This window comes from Roseomonas sp. BN140053, from assembly GCF_047690175.1.
Lineage (GTDB): Bacteria > Pseudomonadota > Alphaproteobacteria > Acetobacterales > Acetobacteraceae > Roseomonas.
Genome location: NZ_JBLLEB010000003.1, coordinates 180,105 through 202,243, shown reverse-complemented (window position 1 = coordinate 202,243; position 22,139 = coordinate 180,105). Strand labels below are relative to the sequence as shown.

Here is a 22,139-nt window from a genome sequence, read left to right as displayed (position 1 = left end):
CGCGCGTGAACCCGGCGCGCGGCGCGCTGAAGCGCAAGCTGGCGCGGCGGGAGCGCGTGCTGGGCGTCGGCGTGGATTATCCCTCGCCCGCGCTGGCGGAGCGGCTGGCGGGAGCCGGCTTCGACCTCGTGTTCATCGATTGCGAGCATGGCGGCCCGGGGATCGAGCGGGTGGCGGAGATGGCGCGCGCGGTGCGGGCGGGCGGTGGGGCTTCCGTGCTGCGGCCGTGGTCGCGTGATCCCGGACTGATCCGGCGTTACCTGGATTGCGGGGTGGACGGGTTGATCGCGCCGGAGATCGGCGACGCCGCGGAAGCGCGGGCGGTGGCGGCGGCCATCGCCGCGGGCGACCCGCCCGATGCCGGCAACATCGTGCTGATCCCGCTGATCGAGACCGTGGCGGGGCTGGGGGCGCTGGACGCCATCCTGGGCGTGCCGGGGGTGGACGGGGTGCAGGTGGGGCCGGGCGACCTGGCCGTGTCGATGGGCCTGCCGCGGCGCGGCCGGCACCCGGCGGTGATGGCGGCGAGCCTGGACCTGTTCCGCCGTGCCGCCGCGGCCGGCCGGTCCTGCGGCGGTCTGGTGGGCCGCTTCGGCGCCGCCGCCCTGCGCGAGGCCGGGGCCAATATCCTGATGGTGTCCGCGGACGAGCTGCTGGCGGGCGGCATCGCCGCGTTTCGCGCCGGGCTGGAGGCGGAAGCGTGAGCGCCCCTTCCCGGGCCGGGGCGGCGGCGCCGGGGGGAGCCGCAACGCGGGTGGATGCGGTGCTGCCGGGCGGCGTCGCGACGGGCGGGCTGTCCGGGCCGGACCTGGGCGCCTTCAACATCGCCGACCTGCGCGAGCGCGCCCGGCGCCGCCTGCCGCGCGCGCTGTTCGAGTATCTCGACCGCGGCACGGAGGACGAGTTCGCCCTGCGCAACAACGTGGAAGCGCTGCGCCGCCTCCGCCTGCGGCCGCGCGTGCTGGTGGACGTGTCGGCGCGCTCGCAGGCGGTGACGCTGTTCGGGCGGGCGCAGCCCTCGCCGCTGCTGATCGGCCCCACGGGGGTGGCAGACCTGTTGTGGCACGGCGGCGAGCTGGCCCTGGCGCGGGCGGCGGCCGCGGCGGGCATCCCCTTCACCCTCGCCACCTCCTCCACCACGGCGATGGAGGCGGTGGCCGCAGTGCCGGGCGGCACCACCTGGCTGCAGCTCTACCTGTGGGAGGACCGCGCGCTGTCCTTCCAGCTGCTCGACCGCGCCGCGGCCTGCGGCGTGGCGGCGCTGGTGCTGACCGCCGACACGCCCGTGATGGCCAACCGCGAGTTCAACGACCGCAACGGCTTCCGCAACCCGTTCCGCCTGAACGCCCGCGTCGCCGCCGACCTGATGCGGCACCCGCGCTGGCTGTTCGGGGTGATGGGCCGCTACCTCGCGGCCGGGGGAATGCCGCAATTCGTGAACTATCCGGCGGAGCTGCGCGGCACCGTCACCGGCGGGCCGCGGCGGCAGGCCAATTCCGCTTCCGTGTGCTGGGACGACCTGGGGCGGCTGCGCGACCGCTGGCGCGGCCCGCTGATCGTGAAGGGCATCCTGTGCGCCGAGGACGCGCTGCTGGCCGCCGCCCGCGGGGCGGATGCGGTGGTGGTGTCCAACCATGGCGGCCGCAACCTGGACGGCACGGAAGCCCCGATCACCGTGCTGCCGGAGGTCGTGGCCGCGGTGGGCGGGCGGCTGACCGTGCTGTTCGACAGCGGCGTACGGCGGGGCAGCGACGTGGTGAAGGCGATGGCCCTGGGCGCGCAGGGCGTGCTGCTGGGCCGCGCCACGCTGTACGGGCTGGCCGCGGCGGGCGAGCCCGGCGTGCGCCGCGCCCTGGCGCTGCTGCAGGCGGAGATCGACCGCAGCCTGGCCATGCTGGGCCGCACCGACCTGTCGCAGCTCGACGCCGGGCTGCTCCGCCCCGCGCCGCCGGACGCGGATGGCTGAGGGCGGCGGTGTCCGGCGGCTGCGGTTGGCCTGGGTGGCCCGGGCGTCGGCCAGGAAGGCAGAGAGCTCCCTTGCCGACGTCAGCCCACCCAGGCGCCGCCACCGGAACGGACCGCCCCGTCACCGCGCTGCGGCGGGGCGGGCCTCGTGCAGGTCGGGCAGGGCGACGATAAGGAGGCCGAGCAGCGGCAGCAGGGCGGAGAGCTGGTACACCACGCCGATGGAGGCGCGGTCGGCGATGAGGCCGAGCACGGCGGCGCCGATGCCGCCCAGGCCGAAGGCCAGCCCGAAGAAGATGCCCGACACCAGCCCGACCTTTCCGGGCAGCAGTTCCTGCGCGTAGACCAGGATGGCGGGAAAGGCCGAGGACATCATCAGCCCGATGATGATCGTGAAGGCGCAGGTCCAGCCCAGGCCGACATAGGGCAGCAGCAGGGTGAAGGGCAGCGGGCCGACAATGGAGCCCCACAGCACGGCGCGCCGCCCGAAGCGGTCGCCCAACGGGCCGCCGGCGATCGTGCCCACCGCCACCGCGCCGAGATAGGCGAAGAGGTAGAGCTGGGCGTCGCGCACGGACACGCCGAAGGTCTCGATCAGGTAGAAGGTGTAGTAGCTCGACAGGGACGCCGTGTAGACGTTCTTGGCAAAGGTCAGGGCCACCAGCACCACCAGGGCGCGCTGCACCAGCGCGCGCGGAAAGGGCGCGGGGCGGGATACGCCGGCGGGCTTGGGCGCGCGCTGCTGTTCGCGGTACCAGCGGCCCACCATCGCCAGCAGCACCATGCCCAGCAGCGCGGCCAGGGAGAACCAGGCGACGCTGGCCTGCCCGCGCGAGATCACCACGATCGCGGCCAGCAGCGGCCCGATGGCGGAGCCGAGGTTGCCGCCCACCTGGAACACCGACTGCGCGGCGCCGTGCCGCCCGCCCGAGGCCATGCGCGCCACGCGCGATGCCTCGGGGTGGAAGATGGAGGAGCCCATGCCCACCAGCGCCACCGCCAGCAGCAGCGCGGGATAAACGCTGGCCACCGACAGGATCAGCAGCCCCACGAAGGTGAGGCCCATGCCCAGCACCAGCGAGAAGGGCTGCGGCCGGCGGTCGGTGAACAGCCCCACGGCCGGCTGCAGCAGCGAGGCGGTGAGCTGGAAGCAGAGCTGGATGAGGCCGATCTCGGTGAAGCTCAGCACGAACTCGGCCTTCAGGATCGGGTAGATCGCCGGGATCATCGACTGCATCAGGTCGTTCAGCAGGTGCCCGGCGCTGACCGCGAGCAGGATGCCCACCGCCATCCGGCCGGTGGCCGATGCCCTGGCGCCGGCGATCTGGGCGCCGGAGGCCTGGGCGCCGGGGAGCTGGGTCCCGGACGGCTGGGCGCCGGAAAGCTGGGCGGGGGATGCGGCGTGACCGGCGGCCAGGGACAGGGCGGGGGCGGCGATCTCGGCAGGCTTCATGCCCGCAGCATAGCAGCGGCACGCGGCGGAATGTCGCGCGGGGGCTGAACATGCCGGCCATGCGCCGCGCCCTTGCCGGCCGGCCCCGAGGGCCGGCCGTGCTGTCCTGCGGCGGGCAGCGCTGCCCGTCGAGGGCCGGCGGCGGCCGTCGAAGCCGGCAGCGGCACCCGTCGGGGCTGGCCGCGGCCGTCGAAGCCGGTAGCGGCACGCGTCGGGGCTGGTGGCGGCGGCCGGGCCGGTGCGGCGGGCCTTCAGGCGGCGCGCGCCTCCTCGTCCGCCGGGGTGGATGGCACCGCGGTGCCGGGTTCCGCTTCCTCCGGACGATCGCTGGGACGCCAGCGGTCATTCTCCCGGATGAAGCAGGCTTCGGTGGCCGGCACCGGCCTGGCGGCCACCGCCTCGATCACGCGCTCGATCAGGGCCTGGGTGGCCAGGCAGCGCTCAGCCCAGCCGTCGAGCTCGCCGGGGCGGGAGGGGACCTCCGTGCGGCTGAGGCCGGTGCGGGACGGCTTGAGCCGCGCCACCGCGAACACCGGCAGGCCATCCCCGGGCTCGCCGCACCAGCCGACCTCCCAGGTGCCGTGCAGCAGGCTGTTGCGCGTGGCCTGGATGGCCTCGAACTCGCCGGCGACCTGGTTCATCACGGAGAGCAGGTCCTGGCCCTGCCGCTCCGGGTATTGGAACTCCGGGTCGGTGGCGATCTGCCCCACCGCGGCACGGAACACCTGGAACAGGGGTGCTGCGGTCATGACGCTGCTGTGAAAGGCGATGCTGACCAGCTTCTCGGAGCGGCGGTCGGCGGCCAGCAGGCCGATGGTGGCGGTGCGGATCAGGTTCACCGTGTCCTCGAACACGGTGACGAAACGGCCGAGGGCGGCGTGCTGCTGCGCCATCTCGGGGCTGCATGGCTGGTCGGCGAGGCTCTTGCTCATTCTTTGTCCCTGCTGGACCGGGTGTGCCAGGGGGAACTCCGGCGACCGCTTCCGGTCCCCGGGAGCGGTTGGAACATCCTCGCGAAGCATGGCGCCGCCGTGAGGTCCGGCCGGAGCCATTGACGGTGTTGCCGGTGCGGGTGGCGGTGGCAGGGCTGGTCCGCAGGCCGCGCTGCCGGGGCTGGCGCTGCCCCCGCGGCCAGCCTTGGTTCCGCGGCCCTGGCTGGCGCCGCGGGGGTGGCGCCGATAGGCTGCGCGCCTCGCGCGGCGGCTTCCGCCCCGCCGCCGTTCTTCCTGGCCGCCCGGCGCGGCCGGCGCGCACAGGAGTGCTTCCCGCCCATGAGCTTCACCACCCGCCCCGAACTGCGCGGCTCCTTCGGGGCCGTGTCCTCCACGCACTGGCTGGCCTCGGCGGCGGGGATGGGGGTGCTGGAGCGCGGCGGCAACGCCTTCGACGCGGCGGTGGCCTCGGGCTTCGTGCTGCAGGTGGTGGAGCCGCACCTGAACGGGCCGGGCGGCGAGGTGCCGATCCTGGCCTGCCGCCCCGGCGAGGACGCGCCCACGGTGATCTGCGGCCAGGGCCCCTCCCCCGCCGCCGCCACACTGGAACGGCTGCGCGGGCTGGGTCTGGAGCTGGTCCCCGGCACCGGCCACCTCGCCGCCTGCGTGCCGGGGGCTTTCGGCGCCTGGCTCACCCTGCTGCGCGACTGGGGCACGGCGACGCTGCGCGAGGTGCTCTCGCCCGCCATCGGCTATGCCCGCCACGGCCACGCGCTGACGCCGCGCATCCCCGCCGCCATCGCCAGCGTGCGCGAGCTGTTCGAGACGCACTGGCCCAGTTCCGCCGCGGTGTACCTGCCGGGCGGGCGGGTGCCGCAGCCGGGCAAACTGTTCCGCAACCCCGTGCTGGCGGATTTCTACGAAACGCTGCTGCGCGAGGCGGAAACCGCCGGCTCGCGCGAGGCGCAGATCGAGCGGGCGCTGGACTACTGGTACCGGGGCCCGGTGGCCGAGGCGATGGGCCGCTTTTCCGAGCAGGAGGTCTGGGACGTGTCGGGCCGCCGGCATCGCGGGTTGCTGACGGCGGATGACCTGGCGCGCTGGACGCCGCCGGTGGAAGCGCCGCTCTCGGCCGATTTCGGCGAGTACCGGGTGTTCAAGTGCGGCCCCTGGAGCCAGGGGCCAGCGATGCTGCAGGCACTGAACATTCTCCAAGGCCTGGACGTGGCGGCGATGGATCCGCTGGGGCCGGACTTCGTGCATGCCGTGGCGGAAACCACCAAGCTGGTGATGGCCGATCGCGACGCCTGGTACGGTGACAGTGCGCCCGTACCGATGGCCGCGCTGCTGGACCCTGCCTATGCCGCGGCGCGCCGGGCGCTGATCGGCGAACGCGCGTCGCTGGAACTGCGCCCGGGCAGCCCGGACGGCCGCGCGCCGGTGCTGCCGCCGCAGCGCCTGACCGGCACGATCTCGCAGGCCGACATGCGCGGTGGCGGCGAGCCCACCATGTCGCGCGAGTTGCCCACCACGCTGGACGGCCAGGGCGAGCCGGTCACCACCCGCGGGGGCGCGCATCGCGGCGACACCTGCCACGTCGATGCCGCCGACCGCTGGGGCAACATGGTGGCGGCCACGCCCTCGGGCGGCTGGTTCCAGTCCAGCCCGGTGATCCCCGGGCTGGGCTTCGGCCTGACGGTGCGCGGGCAGATGTTCTGGCTGCAGGACGGCCTGGCCTCCTCCATGGCGCCGGGCGTGCGGCCGCGCACCACGCTGACGCCCTCCTTCGCCTTCCGCGACGGCAAGCCCTACCTCGCCTTCGGCACGCCGGGCGGCGACCAGCAGGAACAATGGTCGCTGCTGCTGTTCCTGCACCACGCCCGCCACGGCATGAACCTGCAGGAGGCCATCGACGCGCCGGCCTTCCACACGGACGGGCTCCTCTCCTCCTTCTGGCCGCGCGAGGTGGCGCCGGGCTCCCTGACGCTGGAAAACCGCTTCCCCGCGGGCACCGCCGAGGCGCTGCGCGATCGCGGCCACACGGTGACCGTGGCCGAAGGCTGGACCGAAGGCCGCCTCTGCGCCGTGGGCCGCGAGCCGGACGGCGAGGACGTGCAGATCAAGGCCGCCGCCAACCCGCGCGGCATGCAGGGCTACGCCGTCGCGCGCTGATCGGCGCGCGCTGGTCGGCTGGGCCTGTCCCGGTGGGCTGGTCGGTTCTTGGTGAACTGGCCGTGGCCAGGGGCTCTGCCCCTGGACCCCGCCGGGGAGTTACGAACTCCCCGGACCCCGCGTTGAGTGCCTCCGGCGGGGGCGGGCCGGGACACGTTGCTCGGGTGGACGACGTGGGCCATCCCGCCCCCGCCGGAGGCACTCATGAGGTCGAGGAGCCTAAGCTCCTCGCGGGGTGTCCAGAGGGGCAGCGCCCCTCTGGCCCAGGCCTGAACACCAAGAGCTCCATCACCCCGTCGCGGACAGCACCCGGTCGCCGGCGACGACCGGCTCGGCGGCCAGCAGCACGAAGGCGATGATGCAGGGTTCGGTGCCGCGGTTGATCCAGTCGTGGATGGTGCCGCGCTGCACCAGCACGTCGCCCTGGCGCAGGGTCACGGTTTCCGTGTCCAGGGTCATCTCGATCTCGCCGGAGATGATCACGGCGTAGTCGAGGGATTCCGTGCGGTGGTTGCGGGAGGCCACGCCGGGCTCGTAGCGGCCGATGCGGAACACGGAGCCACCAGGGTCCGTGCCCACCACGGCGCGGGCGCCGGCGGCCTCGGCCGCGGCGGAGTTGTCGCTGGGGAAGCGGTCGGTGCTCCAGACCACGCAGCTGGAATGCTTGTCGCGGCGGGACACCACGTTGGGGGCGATGCCGTCGTGCAGCACCACGGCGCGGCCCTCGCTGTCGTGGCCGGTCACCACGCGGCGGATCTGGAGTGTCACGGGCGGATTCCTTTCGGGGAGGCGGGGTGCGGGGAAGCGTGGCAGGGCCGCGCGGGCGGGCCGCGACGGTTTGGCGGCGCGGTGGCGGCCCGCGCGGGACGTGTTCGCGCGGACATGCCGGGAAGGGGCGCGGCGGCTATTCCGGCTGGATGCCGGCGGCCTGGGCGACCTGCGTCCATTTCACGATCTCGGCGCGGATCTGGGCGGCGAACTCGTCCGGGGCGTTGCCCACGGGCTCGGCGCCGTCGGCGGCCAGGCGGTCGCGCAGGTCGGGGGCGGCCAGGGCGCGGGCGGCTTCCGCCTGCAGGCGCTCCACGATCGGGCGCGGCGTGCCGGCGGGGGCCAGCAGCCCGTACCATTGCGGCGCGGCGTAGCCGGGCAGCCCGGCCTCGGCGACGGTGGGGATGTCGGGCAGGCTGGGGACCCGGGTGGTGCCGGTGACGCCCAGGGGCCGGGCGGTGCCGGCCTCGATCGCCGGGCGCGCGGTCAGCACGTTGGCCATGGTGGCGGAAACGCGGCCGCCGAGGAGGTCGGTCATGGCGGGGGCGGTGCCGCGATAGGCGACGTGCTCCATGCTGATGCCGGCCATGCTCTTGAACAGCTCCATGGACATGTGCGGCGAGGTGCCGATGCCGGCGGAGGAGTAGTTCAGCTCGCCCGGCCTGGCGCGGGCCAGGGCGATCAGCTCCGCCACCGTGCGGACGGGCACGGCGGGGTGCACCAGCAGCACGTTGGGTAGCACGGCGATCTGCGTCACGGGGGCGAAGTCGCGCACGGGGTCGTAGGACACGTTGCGGAACATCAGCCCGTTGAGCACCAGCGTGCTGGCCGCCAGCAGCAGCGTGTAGCCGTCGGCGGGGGCGCGGGCCACGGCCTCGATGCCGATCATCTGGCCGGCGCCGGCGCGGTTCTCCACCACGAACTGCCGGTTGAAGGCCTGCGACAGGCGTTCCGCCAGCACCCGCGCCACGATGTCCGTGCCGCCGCCGGGGGCGGAGGGCACGATGATTCGCACGGGCTTGTCGGGATAGCCGGAGGGGACGGCGGCGCTGCCGGGCGGGCTGCCCGCGGGGCTACCCGACTGGGCCCGGGCGAGGCCGGGCGCGAGCAGCGAGCCCGCCAGCAGAAAGGCGGAACGGCGCAGCATGGTGCTTCCTCCCCCGGGGCCGTTGCGGCCCGCGTTCCGAACGCCGCGCCGCGCGGTTCCGGCCCGCCGCCCAGGCGGTGGCGGTGCGGGAACCGGCGGCGGCGTCCGGCCCGGGGCGCGCTGCGCGACCCGGGCGGGGGAAGCTGAACAGGAATCGCGGGGCGGAACAACCAGGGGCCCAAGGCGCCGTTGTCCCGCGGGCCGCGCAGGGCTTGCGCCCCAGGGGGCGAGGGCGGTGGCCCTGCCGGCCCAGGCCGCGTCGCCAGCTTTCGGGAGCGGGCCGGCTCTGCGGCGGGAGCCGGCCCGGGGCTTCCGTCCGTCCCGCGCGCTACAGCGGCCGGAACCGCTGCAGCAGCAGGCCGAGCCGCCGGCCCGTTGCGTCCCGGGCGGGGTTGGCGACCTCCAGCCGCAGCCACAGCACCCCCGATGGGCTCAGTGCCGCGGCGGGCACGTCCAGCCGCAGGCGGCGCGGCTGGGCGTCGGGGAAGCGCCATTCCGCCAGGGTTTGCTCCTCGCCCGGGGGGCCGGCCGATACCGATACCCGCAGCGGCTGCGCCGGGTCGGGGGACAGGGCGCGCGCGTGCAGTTCCAGCGTCCGGCCCTGCCCGGGCGTGCCGAGCGGCAGGCGCAGCCGGGCGAGGCGCGCCAGGGTCCAGCGGCCGTCGCCTTCCGGCGGCGCCCAGCCTTCGGGGAACAGGGAGGCCGCGGCGCCTTGCGCGTCCCGCCAGTCGCCGGCCGGCAGGACCGGCAGGGGCACGTCCTGCTGGATTTCCCCGCAGCGGCGGGACGCGCGCGCCACCACGCAGGGCAGGCCGAAGCGCAGCGCCACGCGGCCGGGCACCGGCACCATGCCGGGGTCCAGGGCGACGCCGGGGTTGAAGCGCAGCACGGCCGGTCCGGGCGGCAGGGGACGCAGGGCGAAGAACAACAGACCGCCCGGCACCGGCACGGCCTTGGTGGCGGCGTTGGCGCCGAATTCCGCCTCCCCCACCTGCGAGGCGTGCAGCTCCAGGAAGATGCTGCGCCATTCGCCCTCGGCCGCCAGCAGCACCGCCTCGTCCAGCGCGGGCAGGCCGGTGCGGAACAGGACCTCCTGCGGGCCGGTCACCACCCGGTCGCCGGGGGAAGCCGCCGCGGGGCGCCACTCCGCCCGCCAGGGCAGCAGCACCGCCAGCACGGCCGCGGCGGCCAGCGCCAGCCGCCCGCGCCGGGGCGAGGCGACGAGGCCGGCGAGCAGCAGCAGCGCGTAGAGCGCCAGCACCGGCAGCACCCATTTGAAGTAGTGGAAGTTGCCGTAGCGCCAGAGCCCCTGCGGGTGCAGGTCGCGATAGGCGAGATAGGCCACGAGATGCGCGGCCACCGCGGCCGCCATCAGCAGGTGCGGCGCCCGAGGGGAGGCCGGCACGGCGGGACCGGGAACCGGCGCAGGCGCAGGCGCAGGCGCAGGCGCAGGCGCACCGGACGGGCGCGCGACGTGTCCAGGGGCAGACGCGCCCCGGCCGGAAGCGGGCACGGCGGGGCCGCGAACAGGCCCAGCGCGGTCGGGCACGATGAGCATGGCGGCGAGGCCGGCGATCCCCGGCAGCACCCAGGGAAACACCTGCCCCAGCCCCTCGCCGGAGGGAAAGAGCGGGCGCGGCGACAGCACCAGCGTCACCCAGCGCAGCGGCACCAGCCGCCATTCGAAGCCCATGGCGGCAGATTGCGCGAGGTAGTCGCCGGGGGCGGCGCCGTGCACGGCGAGATGCGCCGCCAGCAGCGGCAGCAGCGCCAGCGCCGCGCCGAACAGCGCCGCCCCCAGCACCCGCGCCGCGCGCGCCACCCCGGGCCGCGCGCGCAGCAGTGCCCACAGCATGAAGGGCACCACCGCCGCCCCCAGCGCCAGCAGGTCGGTGGGACGGAACCAGGCCAGGGCGCAGAGGCACAGGGCGGCGAGGCCGGCGTCACGAGGCCCGGGCGCCGCGGCGAATCGCAGCGCCAGCACCAGGGCGGCCAGGGTCAGGGCCGCCGCGGGCGTGGTGGTCCAGGGGATCACCCAGGCTTCCAGCACGCGGAATTCCAGCGCGGCGGTGAGCAGGAACAGCCCCGCCCCCAGGAGCCGCGGCTGCGGCAGTGCCGCCGCCAGCCGCTTCGCCAGCGCCCCGAAGAGCCACAGCGCGGCGAGAAAGCAGAACAGATCCGGCAGCAGGAAGGGGTCGTTCGGCATCCGGCGGGCGAAGGGCGCGCCGAGCAGCGGATAGCCCGGCAGGTACCAGTGCCGCGCCGGGTCCAGCGCGCCCTCGGCCCAGGCCAGGGCGGCGCGGGCGTAGCGCAGCTGGTCCACCCAGCTCCACCAACCGTCGGCTGGGCCGGTCGGCAGGTCGCGGTAGCCGGCATGCGCGCGCAGGAACAGCGCGGCGGCCAGGGCGAGGATCGCCGCCAGCGCCCCGTTGCGCAGCAGGCGCGCCCTGTCGCGCAGCAGGCGCGCCCTGGGGCGCAAGGCACCCGCCAGGGCAGACGAGGCCTGCACCACGGCCCGCAAGCCGCGCGCCGTGGCGTGCGAGCCGGCCGCCAGGGCCGGGCGGGTCGGCGGGTCAGGGGTGGCGGACGGCATGCGGCGTCGATCCGGCGGTTCCGGCCGCATCCCTTGGACGATGGGACGGCGAAAGCCAATGCGCGGCGGTTGCCCAGCGTGCGGTGTTGCAGGACACCGGCGGCCGCCCGCAGGAGACGCGCATGTTCCGCCTTCTTTTCCTCAGCCTGCTCGTCGCCCAGGCCGCGGTCTCCGGCGTGGCCGGGGCCGGGACGCCGCCCGCCGGTGATCGCCTGGTGTCCCTGGTGCCGCGTGGCGCCGGGGGCAGCGAGGCCTGCACGCGGGACCGGCGCTGGTGCGTGGTGCTGACCCAGCCGGAGGAAGGCGGCGCGGTGCGGCCGGCGCTGCGGGCCCGGGGCGCGGCCGCCCCGGCGCCGCAGCCGCCCGCGGAGGATCCGGATGGGGGCGAGTCGCAGGCGGTCTGGCCCAACCTGTTCGTCCTGGGCGACTGCAGCTTCCTGGCCGGGGTCGAGACGCGCAGCAGCACGGGCTATTCCGGCGGCGGCGGCAGCGCCACCGGGCTGCGGCTGTTCCGCGTGGCCGCCGGCGGCACGGCGGCCGCCGTGCCGGTGCTGGAGGTGCCGTTGGCCGCGTCCCTGACCATCCGCGCCTGCTTCGGCGAGCGCGACATGCGCCGGCGCCGCGGCGCCTGCCATGACGAGTACGGCTTCTCCGCCAGCCTCGGGCTGGTTCCCGGCAGCGCGGCCGGGGAGCCGGTGCTGCGCTACGCGACGGAAGCCTGGAACTTTCCGCGCGGCGTGTCGCGGGCGGGCGATTCCACCGCGATGCGGCCGCTGCAACAGGCGGACCTGGTGCGGCAGCGCGACGCGCGCTGCAGCATCACCCGCCAGTTCCGCTTCGACGCGGCGGCGGGTGCCTTTCGGCCGGACCGGCCGCTGCCGGACTGTTCGGACTACACCGTGCCGTAACCCCGGGGCCGTAACCCCGGGGCCGTGCCCCCGGGCGACGCCGGCGGGCGGCGCCAAGCCCCTGCCCCGCCGCGTGCTGCGCCGCCGTCAGGCCCGCCGGTCCGCGTGCAGCGGCGCCTTCAGGCATGCCTGGCCGCCGCAGCGCGGGGTCCGCGCCCGGCGGCCGTGCCGCGCCGTCCTCAGGCCCGCCCGGCCGCGTGCAGGGCGGCCCAGAGGCGGGCGGGGGTGGCGGGCATGTCGAACTCCGCGATGCCCGCCGGGCGCAGCGCGTCCACCACGGCGTTCATCAGCGCCGGCGCCGCGCCGATGGTGCCGGATTCCCCCACGCCCTTGGCGCCGAGCGGGTTGGTCGGCGACGGGGTGGAGGCGTCGTGCAGCTTCGCGCCGGGGAAGCTGTCGGCGCGCGGCATCAGGTAGTCCATGAAGGAGGCCGCCAGCAGCTGGCCGCTGTCGGGGTCGTAGTGGCAGTGCTCGCCGAAGACCTGGCCGGCGCCCTGCACCAGCCCGCCCTGCAGCTGCCCGGCGGCGAGGACGTGGTTGTAGATCTTGCCGGCATCGTCCACGGCGACGTAGCGCACCACCTCCAGCACGCCGGTGTCGGGCTCGATCTCCACCTCCGCCACGTGGGCGCCGCTCGGGAAGGCGCGCGGGATGGTCAGCTCGGCCTCGGTGTCCAGGGCGTGGCCGCCCTCCGGCAGGGCGCCGGCGGCGATCACCTGGGTCATGCTCACGCGGCGGTCGGTGCCGGCGACAGTGTAGGCACCGTCGGCGAATTCCAGGTCGGCGGGGGCGGCTTCCAGCAGGTCGGCGGCCAGGGCCCGGCCCTTCTCGATCACCAGATCGCTGCCGTGCTTGAGCACGCTGCCCTGGGTCATCAGCGACCGTGAGCCGAAGGAGCCGCTGCCGATCAGCGCCGGCCCGTCCGGGTCGCTGCCGCGCAGGGTGACGTCGGCGCGGTCCAGGCCCAGCCAGCCCGCCACCAGCTCGGCGAACACCGTTTCGTGCCCCTGGCCGTTGGAGGTGGACACGATGAACAACGTCGCCTTGCCGTCGGGGGTGAAGCGCAGCGCCGCCTGGTCCTTGGGCGCGGCGCCGCCGCCGGAGGGTTCCAGGAACAGGGCGCAGCCGATGCCGCGCAGCTTCCCGGCGGCGGCACCGGCGGCGCGGCGGGCGGGAAAGCCGGCCCAGTCGCCCTCGCGCTCGGCGGTGTCGAGCAGGCGGGGGAAGTTGCCGCTGTCGAAGACGCTGCCGGAGGGCGAGCGGTGCGGCATGGCCTCGGCCGGCAGGGCGTTGCGGCGGCGCAGCGCGATGGGGTCCATCCCCAGCTCGGCGGCGGCGGTGTCGACCAGCCGCTCGATCAGGTACACGGCGTCGGGGCGGCCGGCGCCGCGATAGGGCGCGGTGGGGTTGGCGTTGGTCAATACCAGCCGGTTGCGGCTGTGCATCACCGGCGTCTTATACGGCCCCGCGGCGATCATCAGGTTGTTGGAGGTGTTGGTCAGCGCCCCCGCGGCGGTGAGATAGGCGCCCTCGTCGCAGAGCCAGGAGGAGCGCAGGGCCAGGAAGTTGCCCTCCGCGTCCAGGGCCAGCTCGCCTTCCAGGCGGATGCCGCGGCCGTGGCTGTCGGTCAGGAAGTCCTCGGAACGGGTGGACACCCATTTCACGGGGCGGCCGAGCTGCCGGGCGGCAAACAGCAGCACGGCATATTCCGGATAGGCGGAGCCGCGCGGGCCGAAGGCGCCGCCCACATCCACCATGTTCACCCGCACCTTCTCCTGCGGCACGCCGAGCTGCACGCCCAGCCCGTGCGACATTTCGCGCCCGCCCTGGTTGGGGCAGCGGATCTCGAAGGTCTCGGTGGCGGCGTCGAACCAGGCCAGCACGGCCCGCGGTTCCATCGGGTTGGCGGCGACGCGGGGGCTTTCCAGCGTGAGGCGCACCACGTGGGCGGCGCCGGCGATGGCGGCCTCCGTGGCGGCGGCGTCGCCGAACTGGTGCTCGAACACGACGTTGCCGGGGACCTCGTCATGGACCAGCGGGGCATCGGGGGCCAGGGCGGCGTCGAAGCCCACCGCGAAGGGCAGGTCCTCGTACTCCACCGCGATCAGTTCCAGCGCGTCCATCGCCTGGGCGCGGGTAGCGGCCACCACCAAGGCGACCTCCTCACCCACGAAGCGGACGCGGCCGCGGGCCAGGGCGGGACGGGAGGGGGTGCGCAGGGGCGCGCCGTCGGTGCCGGGAAACGGCATGGCAGCGGGCACGGTGCCCATGCTGGCCACGGTGTCGCCGGTCAGCACCGCCACCACGCCCGGGGCGGCCTCGGCCTCGCTGGTGTCGATCGAGGCGATGCGCGCCGCCGGATGGGGGGAGCGGAGAAAGGCGGCGTAGAGCTGGTCCGGCAGGTTCCAGTCCGCCGTGTAGCGCCCGGCGCCCTGCACCAGCCGCACATCCTCCTTGCGTCCCGTGAAACCCATGATGCTGGAACTCCCCCCGGCCGGAAAAAACAAACGGCGCAGCGGCCGTGGCGCGAAACTATGGTGAGTCATCGGAGGATGCCAACCGGGGCGCGATTCACGGTGGAACGGGGCACCGGTGGCGGGCGGAGGGCGGTGCATGGCGGCGATCGGCAGGGGATGGCGGCGCGTCCAGCCCGGGGGCGGCAAGGCTCCGGTGCTGCTGTGGCTCGCCGTGCGCCGGCTCGGCCCCGCGCTGCTCGCGCTGGCGCTGCTGCTGCCCATTGCAGCCGTCGCGCAGGAACTCGTCCCCGCGCGCCCCGGCACGCCGGAGGGCGACGCGCTGGTGGCGCGGCTGCGGGCGGGAGGGCTGGTGCTGTTCCTGCGCCACGCGGACACCCGGGGCGAGCCCTGCGACCGCTCCTTCCGGGTGGGGGACCGGGCGGGGCAGCGCAACCTTTCGGCGCTGGGGCGGGACCAGGCCGCGGCGATCGGGCGGCAGTTGGCGGAGCTGGGCATCCCCGTGGAACTCCCCGTGCTGGCCGGGCCGGTGTTCCGGGCGCGGGACACGGCGGAAATCGCCTTCGGCGCGGAGCGGGTGCGGGTGACCGACGCGCTGCTGGCCGACGACTACGCCGGCGCCCGGCTGGCGGAGGTGCTGGACGGGCACCGGCAGCTGCTCTCGGCCCCCGTGGCGGCGGGGGTGAACCGGGTGCTGGTGGGACACCGCACGCCGCTGATCACCGTGGCGGGGCCGGCGGTGGGTGGGCGGGCACTCCCCGAGGGAAGCTTCGCGGTGGCAGCGCCGGGCGGGGCGCCGCAGGTGCTGGGCGTGCTGGAACTGGCGCCGCTGCCGGGTGGCGGGTTCCACGGCTGCTGAGCGGTGCGGGAGGGCGGTCCGGTTCCGCGGCGCCGGCGGCTGCGCGGGGGCCTTCCACCCTCGCGCCTGCCGGGACGTCCGGCTGCCTTGCCTCCGCAGGGTGCCGGGGCGCTGGGGTACATTCCGGCCGCGCCGGGATCGGCCTAGCCTGTTCCCCCGAACACCCGCACGGAGGAACCGGCCCATGCTGCACGTCATCGCCATCATCACCGCCAAGCCCGGACAGCGGGAGGCGCTGCTGGCGCTGGTGCGCGCCAACCTCGCCGCCGTGCGGGCGGAGGAAGGCTGCCTGGAATACGGGCCGGCGGTGGACGTGCCGGAGTTCGGCCCGCCGCAGACCCCGCTGGGTCCCGACAGCTTCATGGTGATCGAGAAATGGGCATCGCCGGAAGCGCTGCGCGCCCACGGCGCCGCGCCGCATATGCGCGCCTACGGCGAAGCCTCGCGCGACCTGGTGGCTGCCCGCGCCGTGCACGTGCTGGCCGGGGCGTGAGCGGCGAGGCCGTCGCCGCGCGGGTCGCGGCGCTGCTGATCGCGCGCCGGCACACCGTGGCGGTGGCGGAATCCGCGGCCGGGGGGCTGGTGGCGGCGCGGCTGCTGGCCGTGCCGGGGGCCTCGGCCTATTTCCTCGGCGGCGGCGTGATCTACACGGCCGCCGCGCGGTCGGCGCTGCTGGGCATCACCGCGGAGGAGCTGACGGGGATGCGCCCCGCCACCGAAGCCTATGCCGCCCTGCTGGCGGCGCGGGTGCGGGAGCGGCTGGGGGCGGACTGGGGGCTGGCGGAAACCGGCGCGGCCGGCCCCTCCGGCAACCGCTACGGCGACGCGGCCGGGCATGCCTGCGTCGCGGTCGCCGGCCCCACCCCCCTGGCCCGGACGCTGGAAACCGCCTCGCCCGACCGCGCGGCCAACATGGACGCCTTCGCCACCGCGGCCCTGGAAAGCCTGGAGGACGCCCTGCGCCGCTGACCCGGGAGGCCATCCGCTGGTCGGGGGCGGAGTTCCGGGTCTGCCGGGGTGGGGATGGTCCTTGGTGTTCGGGCCTGGGCCAGGGGCGCTGCCCCTGGCCCCCACGGCAAAGGCGAAGCCTTTGTCCCGAGCCGGGAGGCCCGGCCTCCCCGGACCCCGCGCTGAGTGCCTCCGGCGGGGGCGGGATGGCTGACGGCAGTCATGATGGGCGGCGTTGTCCAACCCGCCCCCACCGGAGGCACTCATGAGGTCGAGGAGCCTAAGCTCCTCGCGGGGTGTCCAGAGGGGCGGCGCCCCTCTGGCCGCCGCCCGAACACGCAGGAACATCCCTCCCCCAGCAGACCCGGATCTTCAGCGCCGGACCAGCGGGCAGTCGCTCTCTGAGATCGGGCGGAAGGCGTCCGCGCCGGGCACGGTGGCGACGTGGCGGAGGAGGTCCCAGGAGCCCTGGCTCTCGCCGGGCGGCTTGACCTGGAACAGGTGCACGTCGCGGATGACGCGGCCGTCCTCGCGCAGGCGGCCGCTGCGGGTCATGAAGTCCTCGATCGGCAATTCGCGCATCCTGGCCATCACGGCGGGGGCGGCGTCGGTGCCGGCGGCCTGCACGGCGCGCAGGTAGTGCAGCACGGCGCTGTAGACGCCGGCCTGGTAGCCGTTGGGCATGGCGCCGTTGCGCTGCGCGGCGTAGCGGCGGGCAAAGGCGCGGGTGGCGTCGTCGAGGTCCCAGTAATACGCCTCGGCCAGAAAGATGCCCTGGGCGCTGGGCAGGCCGATGGCCTTCACGTCCGTCACCGTCATGTACAGGCCGGCGACCTGCTGGCCGCGCTGCAGCATGCCGAACTCGGCCGCCTGCTTGACGCTGTTCACCGCGTCGGCGCCGACATTGGCCAGCGCCACCACCTTGGCCCGCGAGGCCTGCGCCGACACCAGGGGCGAGGACATGTCGGTGGTCAGCAGCGGGTGGAAGATGCTGCCCAGCACGCGGCCCTGGCCGGCCTGGATCACCGGGGTGATGTCGCGCACCAGGGCGCGGCCCAGCGTGATGTCGGCGGCCACGAAGTACCAGCTGTCCAGCCCCTGGCGCACCATCGGCTGCGCCACGGTGCGCGCCAGCGCGAAGGTGTCGATCACCCAGTGCGCCCCGGTGGGGGAGCACTGCGCGCCGGTGAACTCCGTGGCACCGGAGCCGGTGGTCAGCGTCACGCGGTTCCGCTCGCGCGCCATGCCCTGCACGCCCAGGCCGATGGCGGAATTGGCCAGGCCGGTGATCATGTCCACCCGTTCCGTGTCGAACCAGCGGCGGGCGATGGCGGTGCCGACATCCGGCTTGCTCTGGTGGTCGGCGCCCAGGATCTCCACGGGCACACCCAGCACGGAGCCGCCGAAATCCTCGACTGCTAGGCGCGCGGCTACCACCTCGCCCTGGCCGAAGGTGTCGGCCATGCCGGTGGACATGTCGTCCATCACGCCGATCCGCAGCACGCCGTCGGAGAGCTGCGCGCGGGCCGGGGCGGCGGCCAGGAACAGGCAGCCGGCGGCCAGCGCGGTGCGCCACCAGGTGTTGGGCATTCTTGGTTTCCTCCTCGTTGTGATCGGGTTTTGAAAAGCAAGCCGGGGGAAGGTATTCCCCCGGACCCCCATCTATTTTCGGGAGTTAAAGGGCGAAGACGCGCAGGCGGACTTCGTCGGGGAAGCGCTCGCCCAGGCCGGTGAACAGCGTGCGGTGCATCCAGGCCAGCGCGGGGGACGGCGTTTCGAAGGCCGGCGTGGTGCGGAAATACACGCGCTCCGGCGGCACGAACTCGCCGCGCAGCAGGCGCGCCATGTCCTCCGGCGCGGCATGGCGCAGGCCGCGGTTGTTGACGTAGAGCAGCGCGCCGTCGGCGAGACGGATCGCGTAGCGCGCTTCCACCTCGGTCACCCCGTCGGGGCGGATCAGCTGCACGTCGGCGCCGCCGGGCAGGATCTCGCCCTCCAGCCCGGGGCCGGACAGCGTGCCGCCGAGGATGGGGACGATGCGCCGCTCGCCGCCCGCCACCGGGCCGACCATGATGGGGACGGCCACCTGCACCCGCAGGGCGGCCACGAAACGCGGCGTGGGAAGCGGGTCGTCCCCGGCCCCGGGCAGCCCTTGTGCCACGCGTCTCGCCTCCCCCATTCTCGTTACGGGCGAGGCTAGGTTATGGATCATAACCTTTCAAGCGGGATGATGTGGGCCGCATGGCGCCCGAACACCGGGAACAACCGGCCCGGCCCCCCCGCCGCGCTACGGGCATCGTGGCGATCGCACCGGCGGATCGCGCGAAATACTGGGCTGAGGATCAACCTGCCGTGATCCTCGACGTCGCGCCTCGATTCATTCAATCTGGCTGCGTGACGACCGTCTGGAACCGGCAGGTCGAAATTCGATCAAACGATCGGTTCTCCTGGCGTCCATCGAGGAGGAAGCCGAACATGGCAGAAATCACCGAGCATCTCGCGGAATTTCCGGGTTTTGCGGTCCGATACGATCTATCTGCCAACCCGTTCTTCAAGCCGATCGTCCTGGAAAATCTCCGTAAACTGCAAACCGTGGAACTCGGGAAAACCCTGCTCCGGCGCATCGGCCGGGCAGCACCTCGCCAGCGGGGGGATTTTCCCGTGGGGATCAACGTGATGGTGAAGCCGCAGAAGGGCAAGTTCTCGCAGGCCGGTTATCAGTTCGCGTTCGGGCAGGGCGTCCCCAACCCGACGCCGGCCTACAATCCCACGATGCAGAGCGACGACGGCGGCACCCCGCGCAAATGCCCGTTCTGCGTGGTGGGAGGAAGCGCCAATGCGGCCGTGGATGTGATGGCCGCGCAGGATGGCACGGGAACCGTATGCAACATGCTGTTCACCAACACCCAGGTCATCACGTCCAAGGGCGAAGCCACGCAACCCTTCCTCGTGCTCGCGCACGAGCTCATCCATTCCTACCACTGCCTCTACGGCGTGCGGGCCCCTGACGGCGATGACGAGGAACTGAAAACCACGGGCGTGGGTCGCTGGGCCGGAACCAAGCACGTGACCGAGAACCATTTCCGGAAGCAGTTCGGGATCAAGCTTCGCGTCGACTACTGATCCACCGGCACGCGGGACACAATCCCCCGATCCCGCACAACCGGCGCCGTCCGGACCGGCCGTGCGGGGCGGCGCCGGCGCTTCGGACCGCCGGCGAAGCCCGCGGAGCATCCGCCGTCCCAGGCACCCCGGGGCGCCCCCTCCCACACCGTCCCCGCCGGAAAACATCCCTCGGGGCCAGGGGGCATCACCGGGCCGGGGAGGTCCGTGCCGGCTGGCTCGGCAGCTTCAGGCCGAGATTGCCCGGCACCGGCCATTCCTCGCGCACGCGGCGGTACACGGTGAAGCCGCTGGCCAGGTAGTTGGGCAGGGCGCGCGGGTGGTCAGCAGTGCAGGTGTTCACCGTCACCGCGGCGGCGCCCTCGGCCCAGCACAGGTCCACGGCGTGGCGCAGGAAGGCGCGGCCCATGCGCTGCCCCACCGCGTGCGGCAGCAGCCCGAAATAGGAGATGTTGGTGCTGCGGTTGGAGCGGCGCTCCAGCTCATAGAAGCCGGCCGGCTCGCCGTCATTGTACAGCACGTGGATGGAGACCTGCGGGCTGGCCAGGATGGCCCCCAGATGGGTATCCGACACGGTGCGGCGGAACCACCACAGGTAGTCCTGCCCCACCGTGTCGTAGAGGAAGCGGTAGAAGGCGGTGGTGCAGCGGCGCACCCGCTCCACCCGCACCCCCTCCGGCAAGGCCGGGGCGGGGTCGGCGGGTGGGCGGTCCATCCGCAGAAAGGTGACCTCGACCTCGACCGGGGTCACCGCCGCCGCCGCGGACATCAGTTGTCCAGGAAGGACCGCAGCTTGCGGCTGCGGCTGGGGTGCTTAAGCTTGCGCAGCGCCTTGGCCTCGATCTGCCGGATGCGCTCGCGCGTCACGTTGAACTGCTGGCCGACCTCTTCCAGCGTGTGGTCGGTGTTCATGCCGATGCCGAAGCGCATCCGCAGCACGCGCTCCTCACGCGGGGTGAGGCTGCTCAGCACCCGCGTGGTGGCCTCGCGCAGGTTGGTCTGGATCGCGGCGTCCAGCGGGATGATGGCCGCCTTGTCCTCGATGAAGTCGCCGAGGTGGCTGTCCTCCTCGTCGCCGATCGGCGTCTCGAGCGAGATCGGCTCCTTGGCGATCTTGAGGACCTTGCGCACCTTCTCCAGCGGCATGCCGAGCTTCTCGGCCAACTCCTCCGGCTGCGGCTCGCGGCCGATCTCGTGCAGCATCTGGCGGCTGGTGCGGACCAGCTTGTTGATCGTCTCGATCATGTGCACGGGGATGCGGATGGTGCGCGCCTGGTCGGCGATGCTCCGCGTGATGGCCTGCCGGATCCACCAGGTGGCGTAGGTGCTGAACTTGTAGCCGCGGCGGTACTCGAACTTATCCACCGCCTTCATCAGGCCGATATTGCCCTCCTGGATCAGGTCCAGGAACTGCAGGCCGCGGTTGGTGTATTTCTTGGCGATGGAGATCACGAGGCGCAGGTTGGCCTCGATCATCTCCTTCTTGGCCTGCGTCATGTCGCGCTCGCCGCGGCTCACCGTGGCGTAGACGCGCTTGAACTCGCTCACCGGCAGGCCGGTGATGCCGGCGGTCTTGCCGATCTCGGCGCGCACCAGCTCCACCTCGTCGCGGCTTTTCGCCACGAAGGCCTTCCAGGCCTTGCCCGGCAGCTTCTCGACGCGGTCGAACCAGCCCGGGTCCAGCTCGGCGCCGCGCCAGTGGCGGATGAACTCGTCGCGCTTGACCTTGGAGCCCTCGGCCATGCGCAGCACCTGGCCTTCCAACGCAGTCATGCGGCGGTTGAGGCCCTTGAGCTGGTCCACCAGCTCCTCGATGCGGTTGTTGTGCAGCCGCACCTTCTCCACCAGCGCCACCAGCTCGACGCGCTGCTTCTCGTAGGTCTTCTCCGACCGCCCGGCGAGCTCGCCGCCCGCCGTGTAGGCTTCCATGCGCTTGGCCGAGAGCTTGTCGAGCTTGCCCAGCAGGCTCTCGATGGCCTCGAAATTGGCCAGCGCCTCGGGCTTCAGCTTCTCTTCCAGGGCGGACAGGGACAGGCCCATGCCCTCGCCTTCCTCGCCCTCCTCGACCTCTTCCGGCTCGGCGGGCGGGGGCGCGTCGTTGTCGCCGGCGGCCGTGGCCTCCAGGTCGATCACGTCGCGCAGCAGCATGCGGTTCTCTTTGATCGCCGCGTACCAGGTCAGGATCGCCTTGAAGGTCAGCGGGCTCTCGCAGAGCCCGTTGATCATCATGTCGCGCCCGGCCTCGATGCGCTTGGCGATGGCGATCTCGCCCTCGCGCGACAGCAGCTCCACGCTGCCCATCTCGCGCAGGTACATCCGCACCGGATCATCGGTGCGGCCCATGGTTTCTTCGTTGGTGTTGCCGCCGGCCTCTTCGTCCTCGGCCTTTTCTTCCTCGTCCTCGGACTTGGCCGCAGGCTTCTTCTCGGCCCCGTCCTCGTCGGCGCTCTCTTCCGCCTCGACGACGTTGATGCCGCCCTCGCTCAGCATCGCCATGGTGTCCTCGATCAGCTCGGAGGACACCTGTTCGGACGGCAGCGCCTGGTTGATCTCGTCGTAGGTGACGTAGCCCCGCTCCTTGCCGCGGGCGACGAGCTTCTTGACCATGGCGGTCATGGTGTCGAGCAGCGCGCCCTCCACCTGCTCGTCGCGGGTCTCGACGGTTTCCGTGCCACTCGCCGTCTTGGTCGCCATGCCGACGCCTCCAGAAAAGAACGGAAGGGGCGGCCCCTGCGCGGCGCCGCCTTCCGAAGAATGCCTCAAACCCCATGGACGTTCCGGCGCATGCCCGGCTCGC

General features: G+C 73.7%; 18 protein-coding genes. 8 read left to right on the top strand and 10 right to left on the bottom strand.

The genetic code is table 11. The annotated features are described in order from the left end of the window. Positions 1-5 precede the first annotated feature (5 nt). The gene (locus tag ACLIBK_RS04885; RefSeq protein ID WP_415386104.1) at positions 6-704 is read left to right on the top strand and encodes an HpcH/HpaI aldolase family protein; all 699 of its coding nucleotides are present in this window, start codon (positions 6-8) and stop codon (positions 702-704) included. Then, positions 701-1,966, top strand: coding sequence for an alpha-hydroxy acid oxidase (locus ACLIBK_RS04880; protein WP_415386103.1), 1,266 nt, complete (start codon positions 701-703; stop codon positions 1,964-1,966). Before ACLIBK_RS04885 ends, ACLIBK_RS04880 begins: the two co-directional genes overlap by 4 nt. Positions 1,967-2,086: 120 nt before the next feature. Here ACLIBK_RS04880 and ACLIBK_RS04875 read toward each other — a convergent pair whose 3' ends face one another. Continuing rightward, entirely contained in the window at positions 2,087-3,418 is a 1,332-nt protein-coding gene (locus ACLIBK_RS04875; RefSeq protein ID WP_415386102.1) for an MFS transporter, read from the bottom strand. 251 nt (positions 3,419-3,669) lie between these two features. Then, positions 3,670-4,350, bottom strand: coding sequence for a hypothetical protein (locus tag ACLIBK_RS04870; RefSeq protein ID WP_415386101.1), 681 nt, complete (start codon positions 4,348-4,350; stop codon positions 3,670-3,672). 339 nt (positions 4,351-4,689) lie between these two features. Here ACLIBK_RS04870 and ACLIBK_RS04865 point away from each other — a divergent pair, with 339 nt between their 5' ends. Then, positions 4,690-6,522, top strand: coding sequence for a gamma-glutamyltransferase family protein (locus ACLIBK_RS04865; RefSeq protein ID WP_415386100.1), 1,833 nt, complete (start codon positions 4,690-4,692; stop codon positions 6,520-6,522). A gap of 288 nt (positions 6,523-6,810) precedes the next feature. Here ACLIBK_RS04865 and ACLIBK_RS04860 read toward each other — a convergent pair whose 3' ends face one another. The 3 genes from ACLIBK_RS04860 to ACLIBK_RS04850 all read right to left on the bottom strand — a co-directional run bounded on the left by ACLIBK_RS04860 (position 6,811) and on the right by ACLIBK_RS04850 (position 11,030). Next, entirely contained in the window at positions 6,811-7,290 is a 480-nt protein-coding gene (locus ACLIBK_RS04860) for a cupin domain-containing protein (RefSeq protein WP_415386099.1), read from the bottom strand. Between the two features lie 136 nt (positions 7,291-7,426). Further along, positions 7,427-8,437, bottom strand: a complete 1,011-nt coding sequence (locus ACLIBK_RS04855; RefSeq protein ID WP_415386098.1) for a tripartite tricarboxylate transporter substrate binding protein — start codon at positions 8,435-8,437, stop codon at positions 7,427-7,429. A 328-nt stretch (positions 8,438-8,765) separates the two neighbouring features. Further along, a complete protein-coding gene (locus ACLIBK_RS04850; protein ID WP_415386097.1) occupies positions 8,766-11,030 on the bottom strand; it encodes a hypothetical protein in 2,265 nt (754 codons plus the stop codon). A 122-nt stretch (positions 11,031-11,152) separates the two neighbouring features. Between ACLIBK_RS04850 and ACLIBK_RS04845 the strand changes: the two genes are divergently transcribed. Beyond that, a complete protein-coding gene (locus tag ACLIBK_RS04845) occupies positions 11,153-11,938 on the top strand; it encodes a hypothetical protein (protein ID WP_415386096.1) in 786 nt (261 codons plus the stop codon). Between the two features lie 179 nt (positions 11,939-12,117). On the opposite strand, the gene ACLIBK_RS04840 is transcribed toward ACLIBK_RS04845, so the two are convergent. Next, positions 12,118-14,412, bottom strand: coding sequence for a xanthine dehydrogenase family protein molybdopterin-binding subunit (locus ACLIBK_RS04840; protein ID WP_415386095.1), 2,295 nt, complete (start codon positions 14,410-14,412; stop codon positions 12,118-12,120). 139 nt (positions 14,413-14,551) lie between these two features. Here ACLIBK_RS04840 and ACLIBK_RS04835 point away from each other — a divergent pair, with 139 nt between their 5' ends. The 3 genes from ACLIBK_RS04835 to ACLIBK_RS04825 all read left to right on the top strand — a co-directional run bounded on the left by ACLIBK_RS04835 (position 14,552) and on the right by ACLIBK_RS04825 (position 16,240). Beyond that, the gene (locus ACLIBK_RS04835) at positions 14,552-15,271 is read left to right on the top strand and encodes a histidine phosphatase family protein (protein WP_415386094.1); all 720 of its coding nucleotides are present in this window, start codon (positions 14,552-14,554) and stop codon (positions 15,269-15,271) included. A gap of 184 nt (positions 15,272-15,455) precedes the next feature. Further along, entirely contained in the window at positions 15,456-15,764 is a 309-nt protein-coding gene (locus ACLIBK_RS04830; protein ID WP_415386093.1) for a putative quinol monooxygenase, read from the top strand. Continuing rightward, positions 15,761-16,240: a CinA family protein gene (locus ACLIBK_RS04825; RefSeq protein WP_415386092.1), complete on the top strand. Its 480-nt coding sequence runs from the start codon at positions 15,761-15,763 to the stop codon at positions 16,238-16,240. Before ACLIBK_RS04830 ends, ACLIBK_RS04825 begins: the two co-directional genes overlap by 4 nt. Before the next feature lie 351 nt (positions 16,241-16,591). Here the strand turns inward: ACLIBK_RS04825 and ACLIBK_RS04820 are convergent, their stop codons facing one another. After that, positions 16,592-17,809 (bottom strand): ABC transporter substrate-binding protein, encoded by a 1,218-nt coding sequence (locus ACLIBK_RS04820; protein WP_415386091.1) that lies wholly within the window; start codon positions 17,807-17,809, stop codon positions 16,592-16,594. 85 nt (positions 17,810-17,894) lie between these two features. Beyond that, on the bottom strand, positions 17,895-18,380 hold the full coding sequence (locus tag ACLIBK_RS04815; protein WP_415386090.1) for a DUF3237 domain-containing protein: 486 nt from the start codon (positions 18,378-18,380) through the stop codon (positions 17,895-17,897). A gap of 80 nt (positions 18,381-18,460) precedes the next feature. Here ACLIBK_RS04815 and ACLIBK_RS04810 point away from each other — a divergent pair, with 80 nt between their 5' ends. Then, complete coding sequence (locus ACLIBK_RS04810; RefSeq protein WP_415386089.1) at positions 18,461-19,342, top strand: hypothetical protein; 882 nt, start codon at positions 18,461-18,463, stop codon at positions 19,340-19,342. A gap of 187 nt (positions 19,343-19,529) precedes the next feature. On the opposite strand, the gene ACLIBK_RS04805 is transcribed toward ACLIBK_RS04810, so the two are convergent. Further along, positions 19,530-20,111: a GNAT family N-acetyltransferase gene (locus ACLIBK_RS04805; protein WP_415386088.1), complete on the bottom strand. Its 582-nt coding sequence runs from the start codon at positions 20,109-20,111 to the stop codon at positions 19,530-19,532. Next, the gene (rpoD, locus tag ACLIBK_RS04800; protein WP_415386087.1) at positions 20,111-22,036 is read right to left on the bottom strand and encodes an RNA polymerase sigma factor RpoD; all 1,926 of its coding nucleotides are present in this window, start codon (positions 22,034-22,036) and stop codon (positions 20,111-20,113) included. The genes ACLIBK_RS04805 and rpoD overlap by 1 nt, the downstream gene beginning before the upstream one ends. Positions 22,037-22,139: the final 103 nt, after the last annotated feature.

Excerpts from the sequence above, each read along its gene's own strand:
- ACLIBK_RS04875 (WP_415386102.1), bottom strand. The coding sequence starts at position 3,418 with ATGAAGCCTGCCGAGATCGCCGCCCCCGCCCTGTCCCTGGCCGCCGGT.
- ACLIBK_RS04805 (WP_415386088.1), bottom strand. The coding sequence starts at position 20,111 with ATGTCCGCGGCGGCGGCGGTGACCCCGGTCGAGGTCGAGGTCACCTTT.
- ACLIBK_RS04835 (WP_415386094.1), top strand. The coding sequence starts at position 14,552 with ATGGCGGCGATCGGCAGGGGATGGCGGCGCGTCCAGCCCGGGGGCGGC.
- ACLIBK_RS04810 (WP_415386089.1), top strand. The coding sequence starts at position 18,461 with ATGGCGCCCGAACACCGGGAACAACCGGCCCGGCCCCCCCGCCGCGCT.
- ACLIBK_RS04870 (WP_415386101.1), bottom strand. The coding sequence starts at position 4,350 with ATGAGCAAGAGCCTCGCCGACCAGCCATGCAGCCCCGAGATGGCGCAG.
- rpoD (WP_415386087.1), bottom strand. The coding sequence starts at position 22,036 with ATGGCGACCAAGACGGCGAGTGGCACGGAAACCGTCGAGACCCGCGAC.
- ACLIBK_RS04830 (WP_415386093.1), top strand. The coding sequence starts at position 15,456 with ATGCTGCACGTCATCGCCATCATCACCGCCAAGCCCGGACAGCGGGAG.
- ACLIBK_RS04840 (WP_415386095.1), bottom strand. The coding sequence starts at position 14,412 with ATGGGTTTCACGGGACGCAAGGAGGATGTGCGGCTGGTGCAGGGCGCC.
- ACLIBK_RS04855 (WP_415386098.1), bottom strand. The coding sequence starts at position 8,437 with ATGCTGCGCCGTTCCGCCTTTCTGCTGGCGGGCTCGCTGCTCGCGCCC.
- ACLIBK_RS04850 (WP_415386097.1), bottom strand. The coding sequence starts at position 11,030 with ATGCCGTCCGCCACCCCTGACCCGCCGACCCGCCCGGCCCTGGCGGCC.
- ACLIBK_RS04845 (WP_415386096.1), top strand. The coding sequence starts at position 11,153 with ATGTTCCGCCTTCTTTTCCTCAGCCTGCTCGTCGCCCAGGCCGCGGTC.
- ACLIBK_RS04820 (WP_415386091.1), bottom strand. The coding sequence starts at position 17,809 with ATGCCCAACACCTGGTGGCGCACCGCGCTGGCCGCCGGCTGCCTGTTC.
- ACLIBK_RS04865 (WP_415386100.1), top strand. The coding sequence starts at position 4,690 with ATGAGCTTCACCACCCGCCCCGAACTGCGCGGCTCCTTCGGGGCCGTG.